Source organism: Sorangiineae bacterium MSr12523 (genome assembly GCA_037157775.1).
Lineage (GTDB): Bacteria > Myxococcota_A > Polyangia > Polyangiales > Polyangiaceae > Pendulispora > Pendulispora brunnea.
The window spans coordinates 10275144-10291913 of the sequence record CP089982.1 but is presented as its reverse complement, the minus strand read 5'-3'; the positions used below and the strand labels follow the sequence as shown (position 1 = coordinate 10291913).

The 16770-nt window shown below is 65.2% G+C and carries 13 protein-coding genes; 3 read left to right on the top strand and 10 right to left on the bottom strand.

What is annotated here, in order from left to right:
• Window positions 1–44 precede the first annotated feature (44 nt).
• Both LZC95_40285 and LZC95_40280 read right to left on the bottom strand, forming a co-directional pair.
• A complete protein-coding gene (locus LZC95_40285) occupies window positions 45–4448 on the bottom strand; it encodes a sigma 54-interacting transcriptional regulator (GenBank protein WXA92674.1) in 4404 nt (1467 codons plus the stop codon).
• Between the two features lie 108 nt (window positions 4449–4556).
• Entirely contained in the window at window positions 4557–5498 is a 942-nt protein-coding gene (locus LZC95_40280; protein ID WXA92673.1) for a hypothetical protein, read from the bottom strand.
• Window positions 5499–5596: 98 nt separating this feature from the next.
• On the opposite strand from LZC95_40280, the gene LZC95_40275 reads away from it, so the two are divergent.
• A complete protein-coding gene (locus tag LZC95_40275; protein ID WXA92672.1) occupies window positions 5597–6715 on the top strand; it encodes a hypothetical protein in 1119 nt (372 codons plus the stop codon).
• Window position 6716: 1 nt separating this feature from the next.
• On the opposite strand, the gene LZC95_40270 is transcribed toward LZC95_40275, so the two are convergent.
• From LZC95_40270 to LZC95_40245, 6 genes are read right to left on the bottom strand one after another with little or no spacing between them, the layout of a single operon-like run.
• On the bottom strand, window positions 6717–7406 hold the full coding sequence (locus LZC95_40270) for a hypothetical protein (GenBank protein WXA92671.1): 690 nt from the start codon (window positions 7404–7406) through the stop codon (window positions 6717–6719).
• A complete protein-coding gene (locus LZC95_40265; protein WXA92670.1) occupies window positions 7403–7918 on the bottom strand; it encodes a sigma-70 family RNA polymerase sigma factor in 516 nt (171 codons plus the stop codon). Before LZC95_40265 ends, LZC95_40270 begins: the two co-directional genes overlap by 4 nt.
• Window positions 7919–7930: 12 nt before the next feature.
• Complete coding sequence (locus tag LZC95_40260; protein ID WXA92669.1) at window positions 7931–8914, bottom strand: hypothetical protein; 984 nt, start codon at window positions 8912–8914, stop codon at window positions 7931–7933.
• A complete protein-coding gene (locus tag LZC95_40255; protein ID WXA92668.1) occupies window positions 8911–9654 on the bottom strand; it encodes a hypothetical protein in 744 nt (247 codons plus the stop codon). The genes LZC95_40260 and LZC95_40255 overlap by 4 nt, the downstream gene beginning before the upstream one ends.
• Entirely contained in the window at window positions 9651–10367 is a 717-nt protein-coding gene (locus tag LZC95_40250) for a DUF1554 domain-containing protein (protein ID WXA92667.1), read from the bottom strand. Before LZC95_40250 ends, LZC95_40255 begins: the two co-directional genes overlap by 4 nt.
• A 33-nt stretch (window positions 10368–10400) precedes the next feature.
• A complete protein-coding gene (locus LZC95_40245) occupies window positions 10401–11483 on the bottom strand; it encodes an adenosine deaminase (GenBank protein WXA92666.1) in 1083 nt (360 codons plus the stop codon).
• 102 nt (window positions 11484–11585) lie between these two features.
• Here LZC95_40245 and LZC95_40240 point away from each other — a divergent pair, with 102 nt between their 5' ends.
• The gene (locus LZC95_40240; protein ID WXA92665.1) at window positions 11586–12605 is read left to right on the top strand and encodes a lysophospholipase; all 1020 of its coding nucleotides are present in this window, start codon (window positions 11586–11588) and stop codon (window positions 12603–12605) included.
• A gap of 18 nt (window positions 12606–12623) precedes the next feature.
• On the opposite strand, the gene LZC95_40235 is transcribed toward LZC95_40240, so the two are convergent.
• Together LZC95_40235 and LZC95_40230 are read right to left on the bottom strand one after the other, a co-directional pair.
• Window positions 12624–12947: a hypothetical protein gene (locus LZC95_40235; GenBank protein ID WXA92664.1), complete on the bottom strand. Its 324-nt coding sequence runs from the start codon at window positions 12945–12947 to the stop codon at window positions 12624–12626.
• An 18-nt stretch (window positions 12948–12965) separates the two neighbouring features.
• Window positions 12966–15029 carry a serine protein kinase gene (locus LZC95_40230; GenBank protein WXA92663.1) on the bottom strand — a complete coding sequence of 688 codons (2064 nt, stop codon included), beginning with the start codon at window positions 15027–15029 and terminating at the stop codon, window positions 12966–12968.
• 352 nt (window positions 15030–15381) lie between these two features.
• Here LZC95_40230 and LZC95_40225 point away from each other — a divergent pair, with 352 nt between their 5' ends.
• Window positions 15382–16764: a hypothetical protein gene (locus LZC95_40225; protein ID WXA92662.1), complete on the top strand. Its 1383-nt coding sequence runs from the start codon at window positions 15382–15384 to the stop codon at window positions 16762–16764.
• Window positions 16765–16770: the final 6 nt, after the last annotated feature.

Here is a 16770-nt window from a genome sequence, read left to right as displayed (position 1 = left end):
CTCCTTGAAACGCGTGAATACGCCGCAGCGGCCCGAAGGTTACATCAAATAATCCCGAACTCCTTGAGGCGCCGATAGAAGGTGCGGCGAGGGACGCCGACCAACCGAGCCGCCTGCACCCGGTTCCAGTTGCACTCGGCGAGCGCATCCAGGATGCGCTGGCGCTCGGAGTCCTTGTATTCCGCCTTGTTGCGGGCCACCGCACGCGTGCCCGTGGTCGAGGGCGGGCCCGCCGCGCCCCCTGTCGGGCGCACGCTCGTGGCATCCGGCAGCTCGAAGTCTTCGAGCTGCAACTCGTTCGTGTCGCTCATGAGCCATGCATTGAGGAGCACATGTTCGAGTTGGCGAACGTTGCCGGGCCAGTCGTAGTTCGAAAGACGACGCAGCGCCTCACGATCGACCGCCTTGCGCTCGCGCCGATAGCGTGCGGCGAAGATGGAAAGGAAATGGTCGATCAGCGGCAGGATGTCCTCGCTCCGCTCGCGCAGCGGCGGGATGCGCAGCTCGACGACGTGCAAACGGTAGAAGAGGTCCTCGCGGAACGTTCCCTCCGCAACCATGTGCGAGAGATCGCGGTTCGTGGCGGCGACGATCCGCACGTCGCACGATTCCTCTTTGACGCCGCCCACGGGGCGGACCGAGCGCTCTTGCAGCACCCGGAGCAGGCCCGCCTGCATCTTGATGGGGATCTCGCCGATTTCGTCGAGCAGCAGGGTACCTTGCTCCGTCTCGCGGAAGAGGCCTTTGCGATCGCGGTCGGCGCCAGTGAAGGCGCCGCGCACGTGGCCGAATAGCTCGCTCTCGAGGAGGTTCGCCGGGATGGCGCCGCAGTTGACGCCGAGGAACGGCTTCTTGGCGCGGTTGCCCGAGGCATGGATGGCCTTGGCGACGACCTCCTTGCCGGTGCCGCTTTCGCCGGTGATGAGCACCGGGACGTCGGTGTCCTTGATGCGCTCGATGATCGCGTACAGCTTGCGCATCGCCGCGCTGGTGCCCACGAGCCCCGCGTAGCCGAAGTGGCTGCGGAGTTGTGCGCGCACCTCCTTCAAATTCCGCCGCGTGACCTGGAGTTGCTCGGTGCGCCGGCCGAGGAGCTCGGAAAGCTTGGCGTGGGCCGCCTCGAGCTCCTGGTTGGCGCGCGCGAGCTCGTCGGCGCGCTCCCGATTCTCCGCGATGAGCCGCGCATTGGTGATGGCGATGGCCGCTTGATCGGCGAACGCCGCGAGGGTGGGCAGCTCCTCGGTGAAGCGTGCGCCCGGGCGAAGTCGCGTCTCCAGATATAGAGCGCCGATGGTCTCGTTTTCGCGCGAGATGGGCACGCACGCGATGGACTGGATCATCAACTGGTGCACGCTCACGGCCTCGGCGAGGCGCGCATCGTCGCGGGCGCTGGTGGCGATGACCGGCTCGCCGGTGCGGACGACCTTTTCGGCCACCGAGTGCGAGAATTGCGCGTGGGGATCGTCGCCCTTGCGATCGCGCGAGGTGTGCGTCTGGAGCTCGCCGGTCGCGTTGGTGAGCACGACGAAGCCGCGCTCGGCGCCCAGCAGCGCGATCGCATGATCGGTGACCTTTGCGAGCAGGTGCCCGATGTCATGGATGCTCGCGAGCTCGCGCGTGATCTCCAGGATGCGCACCAGCCGGTCCTCCGCTGGCGCGGGCGCCCGGCGCGACCACGAGGTCGTGCGCGGTGCGCTGGGCATGGTGACGTGCGAGGTGCTGTGGGCGTCCTGCAGCGCATGCCGTCGCGGATCGTTCCAAAAGACCTCGCGCAGATCGCGCGGCAGCTTGGCCGCCGTTTCCTCCAGAATGGACAGTGCCGCCTCGACGTCGCGCCGTGCCAGCGCCTTGTTGCCCTGGACCGACGAGAGCCGTGCCCGCGCTTCCAAGGAGCGCCATTGCCATTCGCGGCGATCCGCTTGCGCGGCCTGGTCGTGTGCGCGATCGAAGGCCTGCCGCGCGGCGCCTTCGTCGCCCGCGAGCATCGCAATGGCGCCGGCGACGATCTGCGCGAGCGCTTCGTGCTCGCCGAAGCCCGAAGGTCCCAGCGCCGAGCGGACCTTGGCGAGGCCTCGGCCCAAGGCCGCCGCGTCGGCACCGCGTGCGTCGGCCTGCGCGAGGAGGCCCTCGAGCCGCGATTCGGCGGCGTCGAGCGGCCTGCCGGTGGTTTCCCAGATCCGCGCCGATTCCTCGTAGAGCTCCGAGGCCCGGGGCACGTCGCCCGTGCGCGCGGCAAGTTCCGCCTCGAAGCCCACGAGCATGGCCTCGTTGATCGGCGAAAGCTGCGCGCGTGCGGCTGCCAGCGAGTCGATGGAGGCACGCGCCCGCGCGTAGCGGCCCAGGTACAAATCGAGGTTTGCCAGGTTGAGCAGGGCGCCCTGCAAGGCCAGGAGCCCGCCGGCGCGGCGTCCCATGTCCACGGCGGCCTCGAGGTGCGTCAGCGACAGCGCCAGATCGCCCTCGGCGCGTGCCAGCCCCGCCAGGTTCAACCGGGTGAGCGCCACCGTGCCCGCATCGCGCGCGTCCTCCGCCGCGGCGAGGGATTGCTCGTAGGCTTCGCGCGCCTTGCCGTTTTCGCCGGCGCGCTGGTGCACGATGGCCATTGCCCCGAGGGCCACGGCCTCCAGGCGGCGGTCGCTCACCTGCCGCGCCAGTTCGAGCGAGCGCTCGAGCTCCGCGCGCCCCTGTTCCCCGTTGCCCATGAAGACGAGCGCGATGCCCCGCACGGACAGCGCGTCCGCCGATCGCGCATCGTCGCCCTCGATGGCGCTCTCCGCGAGCGTGGCCGCTTCGGCGTACGCCCCGCTACGCAGATACGCACGCGCACGCGCCACCTTCCACGCCCGCGCATACTTCGACGTATCGCGTGCCGCCGGCTCGAGGCCGTCCAGCTTGGCCGCGGCCGCCGCGGGATCGCCCCGCCCGAGTGCGATGCGCCCGTGGGCCACGGCCAGGCGAACGCGCTCGTGCACGTCGACCGGATCGCCCAGCCGCGCGAATTCCTGCTCCGCTTCGTCGATGCGGCCGGTGTCGAGAAGCCGCTCGGCGCGCAAGAACCAATCCTCGCGCGCCACCGACGCGGGCGCCTGCACCGCGCGATGCTCGCTCTGCAACACGGCATCGATGTCGTCGATGGAAATGAGGGGACGGTCGCCCACCTTGCGCAACGCCGCGCGCAGGGCGCCGGGCACATGAGCCGTCCGCTCGATGAAATGGTTCACGAGCGCCTTCGGCAGCGAAGGCATGGCCCGCAGCACGAGCTCCTCGGCCGCACGCGCATCCAATTTGGGCACGTCGAAGCGCTCCGTCTGCCCATCGCAGAGTTGCGCCACCTTTTCCACGCTCCCCACGCCGACGATGCGTGCACCCTGCCGCGATGCGCGAAGCACGACCTCGCGGGCCTCGCTCCCCAGGAGGTGCACGTCGTCGATGATGATCACCGCCGACGACCGATCGGCGTCCGCCACCGCACCCAGCTCCAGCGCAACGACCTCGGCCATCGACAGCAAGCTGCGTGGAAAGTCGGTCGCCGCAAGCGGCGAACCTTCGGCAGGCGCTTCGATGCGCGCCACCGTGCGGCCTTCGATGCCCAATGTCCACGCCAGCCGCAGCGCCAAGGTCGTCCGCCCGGAGCCGTGCGGTCCGACGATGGCTAGCCCATCGCCGGGCGAGAGCCCCGCCACCTGTTCGCTCAAGGTCTGCGCGACGCTTTCCAGCCCGAGCACCGGCCACCCGGGCTCCTCGGCATTGAACGTCGAGCGCGAGCGCACCTCCGCACCGTTGCTCTCGCGCCCGAACGACGACGGCGCGAGGTGCGCCGCATGCCGAAGCGCGCTCGCGAACTCGTCGACGCTGGGAAAGCGCGCACTCGGCTCCTCGGCCATCGCCCGCGCCACGACTGCCGCCAGCTCGGGTGCGGGCCCACTTCGCTTCAGCACCTCCGCCAAGGTGGCTCCCAGCGAATACACCTCGGCCCGCACGGTGAGCGGCTCCCCGCGGAAAAGCTCCGGGGCGGCGTACTTCGGCGTGAGCCCCTCGGCCTGCGTTCCCCGCCGCGCGCGCCAGGTCACCGTGAGCCCCAGGTCGACCAAGGTGGCCTTTCCCGCATCGTCCACGATGATGTTCGCCGGCTTGATGTCCCCGTGCAGAAGCCCCGCGCGATGCAGCATGGTGAGCTTTTGACTCGCGCCGATGACGGCCAGCAGCAGATCGCGGGCCGGCCGTGTCTCCAGGGCATCCTCCAGGCTTTCGCCCGGCACGAGCTCGCGCACCAGGTAGCGCCGTCCGCTGTCGGGCAGCGCACCGAACGCGACCACGCGCGGGACGCCCAGGCCTTCGAGGCCCGATAGCGCCATCGCCTCGCGCACCAGCGCAAGCCGCTCCTCGGTCCCGGCGTCCAGCGCCAGCGCTTTCAGCGCGAGCATTCTCCCGCTCACGCGATCGCGCACCGCCCAAACTTCCCCACCGCCCCCTTTGCCCAGTGGATGTTTTGCTTCGTATCTAGGCGGAAGCAGGACCATCGATGCCGGTTCTGATTTATGTCACAGAACGCGGCCTCAGGGCTTCTCGCTTTTCTTGTCCAGCACCTTTTCCAGGCCGTAATTGGCGCTCAGGCCAAAGAAGAAGCCGGTGAGTGAAAATCCGACGGTGAGTCGCGTCACGACTTCTTTTACCGGCTTGATTCTCACGCCAATCTGCGGCACCGCCAGGTGAATGAACAGATTGGGCTTGGAGCCGCCGTTGACCCAGCTCGACTCCTCGTACTGATTGACCTTGGCCACGCTCGAGTTGGAGTGTGCACCCTTGGTGCAAGCGTGCACCGAGCTCGGATCGTCGTTCTCCGTGTTGCACGATGCGTAGCGTTTGCCGTTGTCGGCTTGGTACGGCCCATCCGCCTTCTCGTAGACCCAGTTGGTCACCAGCGAGCCGAAAATGACCCCGAGGCCCACGCCGACGCCGTATTCGAAATCGACGTTTCGATGGACCTTCGTAGACCAGAGAAGGTCCGCGTTGAGGTACAAGCCCTTCAAGCTGGAATTGACCAGCGACCAATTGTTGGCCGTATCCGGTTTGCCTTTCTCGAGAAAGAGAACGTCGCCGCCGGTGCCATATTCGGTATACGTAATGGATGGAATGAAGGAAAAACCATCTTTTCGAATGTCCAATTCCGCGCCGAACGTATTCGAATAAATCGTCTTTCCACCGTCGACGAAGATGTTCATCAAGAACTTGGGAATCACCGTTCCGCGGTAGCGGGCGCCGACGAAGTAATAGGCCTTTCCCGGTTTCTCGTAGACGTCCTTGCTGCTGCTCGGTTCCTCGGCGGGCGGGTCGACGTGGCCTGCCGGCATCGCACTCGACCGCGGCGCGGCCAGCGGGGTCGGCGCCGTTCCACTGGAAGCTGCGCTTGGGGTGGCTTGTTGCGCGTAGCTCGACGTGGAAAAAATGAAGACGATGGTCGAAGTCACGAAAGGAAGGCGCAGGCGATGAGCTCTCATGAGTCCTCGTTTGGCGGGGCTGCGTTCTGGCTCAATCGTATACCACCTAACCATGACCCCGCAGTCCATCTGATGATGCTCCTTCATGGAGGGCGCAAATGACCGCACCGGTCGTGCGGGCAGGATCGGTTCTCTGTTACCGTATGTTCGACGTGGGGGACGATGTATCCCTCGAGCGCGCGGCGGGGCTGGCTCGCACGTCGGGTCTTTGCGATGCCTCCGAAGCGATCATCGGCCGGCGGCCCACGAGCACGATGGATGCTGCCGCCGTTCCGCTGCGCGTCGCCTTGGGAAAACGGAATATCACCCTCCCGTCACTCGGGCGATCGCTCGAGGCAACATGTACGATACATCTATTTTCCACGGGCACCGTTTCCGTCTGTTACGCCTTTCCCATCGCGCCGGGAACCTCGCTGGAAGCGCTTCTCCCCTTGTGTCAGGAACTTTACGTGTCGAGCACACTCGAGGCGACAGCGCGTCGGGAAGCGGATGCCCTCGTGGCCGCGGTTGGGGGAGCCATCACCGGCGTGCACGTGTGGGACGAATTCGAGGACTACACGGTGGTGCTCGTCCGCGCGCTCGAAGGCGATCTCGATGCCGAGGCGGTTTTGCAATGGCCGGGTCTTCCCAAGTTGATGTTGGGCGAACCCTCGCCCAAGCCGCTGGCCCACAAGCAGCGGCAGGACATTCTGCAATACGCATTTGGCTACCTGGATGAAGACCTGGTGGTCGTCGACTGGAACAGCGCGTTCGTGCTGGATCCCGCAGGCGGGGCGGAGTTGGTCGACGTTTTGGAATTCGCCAATTCGCTTCTTTTGAATTTACGCTATTACGATGATCTGCTCGATGCCGAGCTTCGCCGTATTTATACGGAATTGTCGCGCACGCGACAGCGGGCGGTCATCTTCAGCCCCTATGCGAAGTTCGCCCATGCGGTGATGCGGAACTTGCTCGGCTTGAGCGAGGTGCTGGAACGCATCGACAATGCCATCAAGGTGGCGGGCGAGACGTACGCAGCGCGCATTTACCGTGCGGCGGTGGTGCGTTTGCGGATCGACATGTGGAACGAGAGCATCGATCGGAAGCAGCGGCTGGTCTCGGAAGCCTACGAGATGCTCAAGGGGGAGGCGGAGCTTCGTAAGAGTCAGCTTCTCGAGGTCGCGGTGGTGGTGCTCATCGTCATCGAGATCATCGTGGCCTTGCGTGGTCACAGCTAGCTCAAGGCGAATCCGTCGGGAGTGTGGGCAGAAGGGGACTTTGCGGATATTTCGCACGGAATCGCGCCGCGCGCGCCCGTGCTTCCGCATCGCGCCCGGCGCCGACCAGGGCCTGAATCGCCAGGCTTTCGCGCTCCTCGGTGAGGTGCCCTTTGGGGAAGGCCCGAGCATGTTGCTCGGTGGCATCGAGGGCTGCGGCATAGTTGCCGCGTGCCAGCGCGGCCCGGGCCATCTGCACGAGCGAAAGCTCCACCGCGAGTGTATCCGCGCTGTCGTCCTTTTTCGTCCGGGGCGGTGGCGCGGGGCGCACGGCCGACGCTTGCGATGGCGGCGGCGGCGCTGCATCCGGTGCAACGATGGGCGGCGCCACCTCCGCCGTGATCACGCTCGCGGGGGCAAAAACCACGGGCGCCGGCGGCCGCGCTTTTTCGCCGAGCCGATAGCCCACGACGCCACCGCCCACGGCCCCCACCATGGCTGCGGCGGCGGCCACGGCGAGCTTCGTTTTCAAGATGGCCTTGGGAAGGAGAGAAGAAGGAGGAGACGCGGCCGGGGGAGCAAGCGCCGCCGTCGTCGCAGCGAGGCGTTCGAGCACGCGCCCTTGGCGGGCCACCGGCTCGTCGTCATAGTGCCGCTCGGCGTCGAGCAATGCCGCGACGTCCGGCGCGATGGGGTCGAGTTTTTCACTCATCGCTCACCTCGACGAAGCTGAATCCGGCGTGCGGCATCGGTGAACTGCGTGCGCGCCGCCCGCAGCCGCGAGTACGCCGTGAACATGGGAATGCCGAGCGACTCCGCGATCTCGCGCATCGGCAGCTCGTCGAGATCGTGCAGGATCAACACGGCGCGCCGATCCAGATCGAGCGCCTCCAAGGCCTCCAAAACGAGCGCGCGCTTCTGCGACATCTCCACCCGCTCGTCTGCCAGCGGTGCCGCATCGCTCGGGTCGACCGGCTCGTTGCCCAGTTCTTCGCGGCGGTAGCCCGGCCGGCGCCGGTGGTGCGAGGCCACGCGAAAGACGATGCCGAAGAGCCACGGCTTGATCGCCCGCGCCCGATCGAACTCCCCGAAGCGAAGGTGCGCCGCCAAAAAGACGTCGTGGGCGAGATCCTCCACGTCGCGATCGGGGATGCCGCATCGACGGAGCGACCGGCACACGTAGGAGAACTCGGCCTCGAAGACGGATTGAAAGTGCGAATCCACGTCGCGCGCGCCCTAGAACTGCACGATCACGGCGAGGCCCAGGGTCCCCGACACGCGCGGCATCGTCCAAATCGTGCGCCCGTTCAACGTGAGCGACGGCCGCACCACCGCGGCCAAGGCCTCCACCTCGGGGCGGATCGCCATGTACCGGGTCAACGCCACCTCCACGCCGGCCCGTGCCCCCAATGCAGCATAAAGGCCATGGTCCTCTTCCGGGCGGCTCACCCCCTCCGACTCGCCCTGCAAGGAACCGATGGCGCCCACCGCACAGAACTGCGCGACATTCACGTGCGCGCACGGCACCAAGAGGCCCATCCCCGTCCACGTGTTCACTTCGCCGCCGGTCGAAAGATCGGCCCGCGCCGGCAAAAAGATGCGCCCTTCCAGCGCGATCGACAGGCGCGTCCATTTGAGCCCCACCGACGCCCCCACGCCCCATGCCGCCGACGGCGCCAGCCCGATCGTTCCGTGGTTCGATAGCCCAACCCGCACCTTGGGCCGCTCCGCGGGCTCCGTTTTGGTCGCCGCCGGCAAGACGGGCGCCGCGTCCTTTGGCACGTCCGCCGGCCGCGCGGGCTCCGAAGGCGGTGGCAACGGCTCCAGGGGCGGCGAAGGCGCCGGCCGCGAAACGGCGAGCGGGTCGATCGCGATGCTGATCGTGAGCGCCATCGCCGAGCCAAGACTTGCGCAGTTCATCTCGTGCGACGACAGCTCGCGCACGCCGAGCGCCTCGCCCGGCCGGTGCAATTCGACCCGCCCCACGAGTCGTTCGCCCTTCCTTCTCACCGTGGCCTGCACCGCGGTGGCCGCATCGTCCTTGAAGGGATCGTACCCGAGTTGGGCGGACACCGCCCGCCGCATGCTCGCTTCGTCGCCACATGTCTCCGCCCCTTCTCCACGCACGTACCGAAAGCGCGCCGACGTCTCTGCGGACGCAGCGCGCGCGAGAAAAAGAAGAGAAAGAAGAGAGACAACGAGAACGAACCCGCGCGTCATTGCTCGAAGCAGTAAAGGTGCCCCTGGCGCTCGCACGGATTGGTCGACCAATCCGTCCATTCATTGGGTTCGCCCGTGGGGGCGCCCACCTGCGCGCTGGAATTGTTCGCCGACGTCCACGCTCTGCACGTGCCACTGTTGCGATCGAGCTGGCCGCCGGAGTCGGTTCCGGTCCACGCGAAAATGCCGTCGGCGATGCGGTTGCCGTATTCGTCTCGAAGGAAGCTGGGGCCTCCCGCGCCGGCGTGCCACTCCCGCGCATCGGGTGCGGTCATCAAGTTGCTCTTGTTGGCAAAGAGCCGCGCGGTGCGGCGAACGTTGTACCAACCGCCGGGCACGTCGGCGATGCGATCGATCGCGTGGTGCGCGATGAAGCCCGCATCCTTGTCCGGCTTGTCGGCGGGCGTGTGGCTCGAGATCCACGCCCGCCACGTGCCGCCCAGGTTTGCCGCGGCGGCCGCCGAGGCGCAAAGCTTGTCGGCACCGTCCGCACCCGGATCGTTCTCCGGCGGAATGCTCTCACCGCGCCCTTGGGTGGCCAGATCGGCCGTGTACGCGGCGCCCGTGACGAACATGCGCTTCGCATCGGGCGGGCCAATGGTCGCGTGGTCTTCGACGTCCTTTTGCGCGTCCCCGGCATCGCCCGGATCGCGAATGTTCGTCCCCACGTCCAGCGCCGAACTGCACGCAGCGCTGCCCATGGCGATTGCCCACCAAGCCAAGCGTCTTCGCATCGTCACTGTTCGAGACAATACAGATGGGCGGCATGCTCGCATTCGGCACCCAAGCCCCTGCCTGAGTCGTCGGTCCACGTGCTCGGTTCCTTTCCGACGACGCCGACGGTTCCTTTGGAGCCTCCATTGCGATCCTGGTCGTCCGTCCACGAGAGGCAGTCGGCGCTGGCCAGCCGCCCGCCCGTCGTCGTTCCCGTCCACACCAGCGTGCCCCTTTCGAGCCGACGCCCGCTTTCGTCTTTCAGTGCGATCGTGAGCTCGTCGGCGGTGGACCAGGCCTCCTGCGATGGCATCGTGACCAAGTTTGCCTTGTTGGTGAACAGCAGTTTCGTCCGGTCGACATTGTACCAGCCGCCGGCGACGTCGGCGATGCGGTCGAGAGCGTGGTGCGCCGTCGTTGCGGGGTCTTGATCCGGTGAGTGGCTCGAAATCCAAGCCTTCCATGTTCCGCCGAGGCGTCCCGCGGTGGCGGCGGCTTGGCACAACTTGTCGGCCCCGTTCGCGCCAGGATCATTTTCCGGCGACACCGTCTCGCCATGTCCATGCGCGGCGAGGTTTCCAGTGTACGCCGTACTCGTTACGAACATGCGTTTCGCGCCCGCCGGGCCAGGGCCTTGCGCGCCACCGTCATTTTGATCATCGCCGACGTCGAGTGTCGAGCTGCACGCCACCACGCCCAGAAAACAAAGAAGAAGAAAAGGAGAGTACGTTCGCATCATGACCAGGGATTGCCCTTAGCCTCGCGCGACTTGTTACGAAATCGACCCGACCCTGTCGTAGGCGTGAATCGCTGCATCTTTCAGTTGCTCGCGTTCCGGATACGGAAGAAAAGCGCCATCGATGGCATTGCAGGTGAATCGCAGAAGATCGCGTAGCTCGTATCCGAATGCTTCGGCCAAGTGCAAAAACTCCTGCGACGCCGTGGTGTCACTCATCAACCGATTGTCCGTGTTGATGGTGACGCAGAATCCAAGTCGATCGAGGCGCCCGAACGGGTGCGTCGCGTAGCTGTAGGCCCCACCGGTCTGCAGGTTCGACGTCGGACAGACCTCCAGCGGCACGCGCCGATCGCGCACGTAGCTTGCGAGGTGGCTCATTCTGGACGAGCCGGATGCTTCGTCGATTTCCGCAGCGATGCTGATCCCGTGGCCAATGCGCCATGCGCCGCACCGATGGATCGCTTGCTCGAAGGGGCGCGGTCCCAGCCACTCGCCCGCGTGCACCGTGATGGGCATGTTCTCGCGCTGTAGGAACTCGAAAGCCTCCAGGTGGGCAATGGGCGGATAACCAACCTCCGCACCGGCAATATCGAATCCCACCACCCCGCGATGGCGATGGCGCACGGTCAGCTGCGCGATTTCCATGGCCCGCGATGAGTGACGCATTGCGCACAAGAGCAATCCGACGCGCACCCGGCCTTGCGCAGCGCGTTCGCCCTCACGCAGGCCGGCAAGAACGGCGTCCACCGTCTCATCCAACGTAAGCCCGGCCGTCAGGTGCTGCTCGGGCGCGAACCTCGTTTCCGCGTACACGACGCCGTCCGCATCGAAGTCGGCCACCGCTTCCGCCGCCACGCGCGAAAGGCCTTCCACCGTTTGCATGACTGCGGTGGTGTGCGCAAACGTGGACAGATAGCGCAATAGTGCGTGTGAATTCGCCTCCCCAATGAACCACTGGCGCAGCGCCTCGGGGTCCGTATGGGGCAGTGCGTCGTAACTCACTTTCGCCGCCAATTCGATGATTGTCGACGGACGAAGCCCGCCATCGAGGTGGTCGTGAAGGAGCACCTTGGGTACGCGGCGAACCGCTTCCAGGCTAAGTGAGGTCGGTTTCATTCTTGCACCTATGTATCGGCATTGTTTCAGCACTGTTCGCTCGAGCCGCCCCCGATGCTAAGCTGAAGAACATCAAAAGGGGGGGAGGGAGTAAGCCACCTCTTGATTCTCCACGGACGCGTTACCAAGCAAGCCATCGACCGCAATCAAAGCGGGATGTTTCACAAAGAATTGGTGGTGACGTCCGGGCGGGTGCCGCTCGCCATGGTGCGCAAACGTTGGGCAGCGAACGATGGCGGCACGCGCTCACCGGTGCTCCTGGTGCACGGCTTCGGGCAAAATCGGTATGCGTGGCATCTGCCTTCGCGCAGCTTGGCCAATCATCTCGCGCGCGCCGGCTTCGATGTGTTCAACGTGGACCTGCGTGGGCACGGCCGCACCCGGCAGCTCACCAGCGTCGGCTCATGTGGAATCGATGACTACGTGCGCGAGGATTTGCCCGCGGCGGTGGAAGAGGTCTCGCGCATTAGCCACAACCGACCCGTCTTCCTCGTGGGCCACTCGCTGGGAGGGCTCATCTGTTATGCGGGTGCGCCCGAGCTTTCCGGCCTGGTCGCCGGCGTGGTCGGAATAGGTAGCCCTTACCACTTCACCAATGGGTCGTGGTCGCTGCAGACGTTCGCGCTCTTCTGGAAGGCCATTTCGGCGATGGGTGTGCGTCCGTGGAATCTCCCGGTGGCCATCCGTCCCATTGGGTCGCTGATGCGCACCTTCCGTCGTGTTGCCGAGAGTCCGCTCTATCCCATTCCGCTGCGCGGATGGCACGTCGGCGCGCTGGAGCCGCACGTTCTCGACGAGCACCTGCGTCTCGCCTTCGACCGCGCGATGTTGCACGACCTCGTGAACATGTTCGAGTGGGCCAACGAGCGTCGCTTCGGCGGCGCCGCCTCGGACTATGCGGAGCGCTTCGAGAAGCACGACGTGCCGCTCTTCGTCATCTCCGGCCAGCGCGACGACATCGCGCCGCCGGCGAGCGTGCGCCCCGCGTTCTTGCGCAGCCGCTCCTCCGACAAGACGTACCGCGCGGTGCCCTTCGGCCACATCGATCTGCTCATGGGCCGCGAAGCACCGCTCAGCACCTGGTCGCTCGTCAGCTCCTGGCTCGACAAGCGCGCCGCCTAATTCGATTCCGGCTTCGCTCTAACGACGCTTCGTTGCGGTGCGCTCGCCGTTGTCGCGCGCCTCTCCGCGTGTCTCGCGGCTGTCGCGCTGAAGGCGCGCCACCTCTTCTTCGAGGCGGCGCACCGTTCGCTTCAGATCCTTCACCTCGTCCTCGGTCGCCAGGGCCATCGCCTTGGCGATGCGCTCGGCCTGCTCCTGGGTGAAAGTCTGCACCTTGCCGGGCATGCTCATGGCGGTCATCACCGCCTTCATGACCCGCTCGTCCTGCATCAACTTCATGACGCGCGGGTCACTCATCCACTTCATGCCCTGCTTCATCAGGGTTTTCTTGAGGCTAGCCATTGCTGAAGGGGTTCTCTATCAGTCTTTGGCGTCGCCGCGGGCGAAGATCGATGCGACGTAGTTGAGTACGTCCGTCGCGCTCACCTCGTTGTAGCCGAAATTCTTGATCAATCGCGACTTGATGATGTCGATCTTCTCTTGCGTGTCCTTGTCGACCACGGCGGCGACCAGGGTCTTCAGCTTGATCGAGTCTTTCTGATCCTCGAACAGCTTCAACTCGAGCGCGCGCCGCAACCGGTCGTTCGTCGACCATTGGAACTTCTTGCCCTCGACGGCCAAGGCGCCGATGAAGTTCATGATCTCGCGCCGGAAGTCGTCCTTGCGGTTCTCGGCGATGTCCACCTTCTCCTCGATGGATCGCATCAAGCGCTCGTCCGGCTCTTCGTCCTGGCCGGTGTAGCGGTTCTTGACCTTCTCCTTGAGGGTGTACGCCTTGATGTTGTCGATGTAGTTCGCCGCCAGCTTCGCGATGGCATCTTCATCGGCGCTGATGGCGCGCTGCACCTCGTTCTTCACAATCTCTTCGTACTCGCGCTTCACCATGCTGATGATTTCGCCGTAGCGCTTACGCTGCTCGTCGTTGGTGATGAGCGAGTGGTGACGCAGGCCCTTTTCGAGCTCGTTCATCACCATGAACGGATTGATCGTCCCTTCGCCGGCGTCGTTCACCAGCGCGTTGGAAATCTTGTCCTGCACGTAGCGCGGGCTGATGCCTTCCATGCCTTCGCGCTTCGATTCCTTGCGCAGCTCCTTCACCGTGTCCTGCGTGTAGCCGGGGAGCACGCGGCCGTCGTACAGCTTCATCTTCTGCACGAGCGACAGATTGTGCTTCTTCGGATCCTCGAGGCGCGTGAGCACCGCCCACATCGCAGCCACCTCCAACGTGTGCGGCGCAATGTGCTTGTTCTTGATCTTCTTGGTGCTGAAGTCCTTCTCGTAGATCTTGATCTCTTCGTTCAGCTTCGTGATGTACGGGATGTCGATCTTGATGGTTCGATCGCGCAAGGCTTCCATGAACTCGTTGTTCAGGAGCTTCTTGTACTCGGCCTCGTTGGTGTGGCCGATGATCACCTCGTCGATGTCCGTCTGGGCGAACTTCTTCGGCTTGATCTTGTGCTCCTGCGAAGCACCGAGCAAATCGTAGAGGAAGGCCACGTCGAGCTTGAGCACCTCGATGAACTCGACGATGCCGCGGTTGGCGATGTTGAACTCACCGTCGAAGTTGAACGCGCGCGGATCGGAGTCGGACCCGTACTCGGCGATCTTGCGGTAGTTGATGTCGCCCGTAAGCTCCGTCGAGTCCTGGTTCTTCTCGTCCTTCGGCTGGAAGGTACCGATGCCCACGCGGTCCTTCTCCGAGAGCACGAGGCGCCGGCAGCGGACGTGGTTCGAAATCATCTTGGCCCAGTTGCCTTCGTACTTCGTCATCAAATGCTTGAAGATGAAGCGGCTTGCCGGGTCGAGATCGCCTTCGCAGCGAACCTTGAATTGATCGTTCGACAGCCCCAGCTCGTTGATGACGCGGGTGCGCCATTCCGGCGGGATGAGGCGCAGAGGCTCTTCGTTCATGGGGCTGGAGAAGGTTTCCGCTTCGCTGCCCGTGAGGCCGGTGCCCTGCAGGTTGATCCAGTCGAACGAATAGAGCGCACCGTCGGGGGTGCGCGAATAGGCTTCGAGTCCCTGCTTGAGCAGGCGCGCGATGGTGCTCTTGGACGAACCCACCGGCCCGTGGAGCAGGATGACGCGCTTTTCGGGGCCGTATCCTTCCGATGCGGCCTTGAGCACGTGAACGAGCCGCATCAGCGGGATGTCGAGCCCATAAATGGCGTTGGCGCCGTTGTTGAGCTCGTCCTTGAAGAAGTTGTACCGAACCAGTTTCTTCTTGTTGTCGATGTACTCTTCGGTCCCGTAGCTGATGATCATGTCGTAAACGCGCTGGTACGCGTTCCGCGTGATCTGCGGCCGTTGACGCACGACTTCCAAGTACTCTTCGAACGATCCCTCCCAATGCAGCTCGCGGTACAGGGCGTAGTCCTGCATTGCGGCGATTCGCTCAGTCATCGAAGTGCGTGTTTCAGCCATCCGTATCTCCTCTGTCAGCTTTGTGAGCTTTGTGAGCTAGTCAGAAGCTTGGATTCTCGCCCGTCTCGCCAGCTTGGATTCTCACAGGATAACACGGCAGGGAAAGAACACCCCCTACCGAAGGCCGAGGCGTCAGGGCCCTTGCTTGGCATGTCGGAACGTCGCACCTTGTCGGTTGGACGAACTTTGTCGGCGGGATGAAAATCGCATGCTCGCCTGTTGGTAACCCCGCTGGGGCTCACGAACATTCCGCCCCACTTGCTTGGATGAAGCAAGCTGGCGCGTTAATGGCAAGCAGTTCGACAAAGAGGCACACTAGGGAAGGATTTCGAGGTCGAGGAGGGAAGCTCACATGAAAATCGGTTCGCTTTGCAATGCCGGTTCACTGCGGGCTGTCTGCTACTTGGGCCGTCCTCTCCTGCTACTTGCGCCGTTCGTGTTCGCACTGGGCGGATGTGCCGAGGCCTACGATCAACCCGCGGCGTACCCGTCTTCCGCCCCCGCGGAAGAATCCACCACGCGCTCGGCGAGCCTCGAGGCAAATCCCCCCGCACCGCCACCGGAGATTGCCATCGGGGTGGATGAAAAGACCTACGCCGATACGGATCCCACGGCTCTGACCGAGTTCCGGTCGACGTTGGAGCCCTACGGTAACTGGGTGGAAGACGCCAACTACGGTGTCGTTTGGGTGCCGTCCGCCAAGGTTGTGGGGGCGGATTTCGCGCCGTACGTCAGCGCGGGGCATTGGTCCTACGATGACGATTGGGTTTGGGTCTCCGACTACTCCTGGGGCTGGGCTCCCTTCCACTACGGCCGGTGGGTTTTCATTCCAGGGCGTGGTTGGAGCTGGATCCCGGGGCGCACGTACCGTGGAGCGTGGGTCACGTGGCGCATGGGATACGGGGCCTACGATTACATCGGCTGGGCTCCGATGGCGCCCACCTGGTACTGGCGCGGTGGCTATGCCGTAGGCTTCTACGTGGCTCCGACCCCAACGTATTATTACTGCCCGCACCGTGACGTGTTCAGCCCGGTGATTGCCACGCGCATCGTTCCGCCCGCGCGCGTTCCGCCCATCGCGGCGAACACGAGGCCGTATTACCCGGCGGATCCGACGGTGGGCGGCGCTCGTTCGATCGCGACCCCCACGGTGGGCGGCGATCGCGTTGCAGCGCGACCGGGCGCGGGGCATGGCCCGCCGCCGGCGTCGCTTGGATATGCCGAGCCGGCCATCGCGCGGCCGCCGGCCAGCGATTCCGGGCTTTCCCGGGCCCGTGCCTTTGCAACGCCATCGACCGCGGTGGCGGTGGGGGCGCGGCCGCCGCAGGGCTTCGCGCCTCCGCCTACACCCATGCCTTCGACCATGAGCGTCAGCCGTCCGGCGGGGGTCTTCCCGACGGGACCGACCCGTCTTCCGGACCATGTCTCCGCGGTGCCGCGGCCGTACATCGCGCCCTATGCGGGCCCGGGCCCGGCGGCCATCAGCCGTCCGTCGATGCCGCGGCCCATGTTTGGGCCCTCGTCGAGCCTTCCGCCGACCCCTACGTTCCACTCGACGCCTTCGATCAGCGCCCCCTACCGCGCCCCGACGTATTCACCTCCGCCGCCTCCGGTGTTTCATCATTCGCCCTCGCCGATGTTCCATGGCGGTGGAAGCTTTGGCGGAGGTGGTGGTGGTCACAGCCCCGCGGCGCCTTCCCTCGGCGGTGCTCGATCGATAAGCCGCCCGCGCTAATCTTTT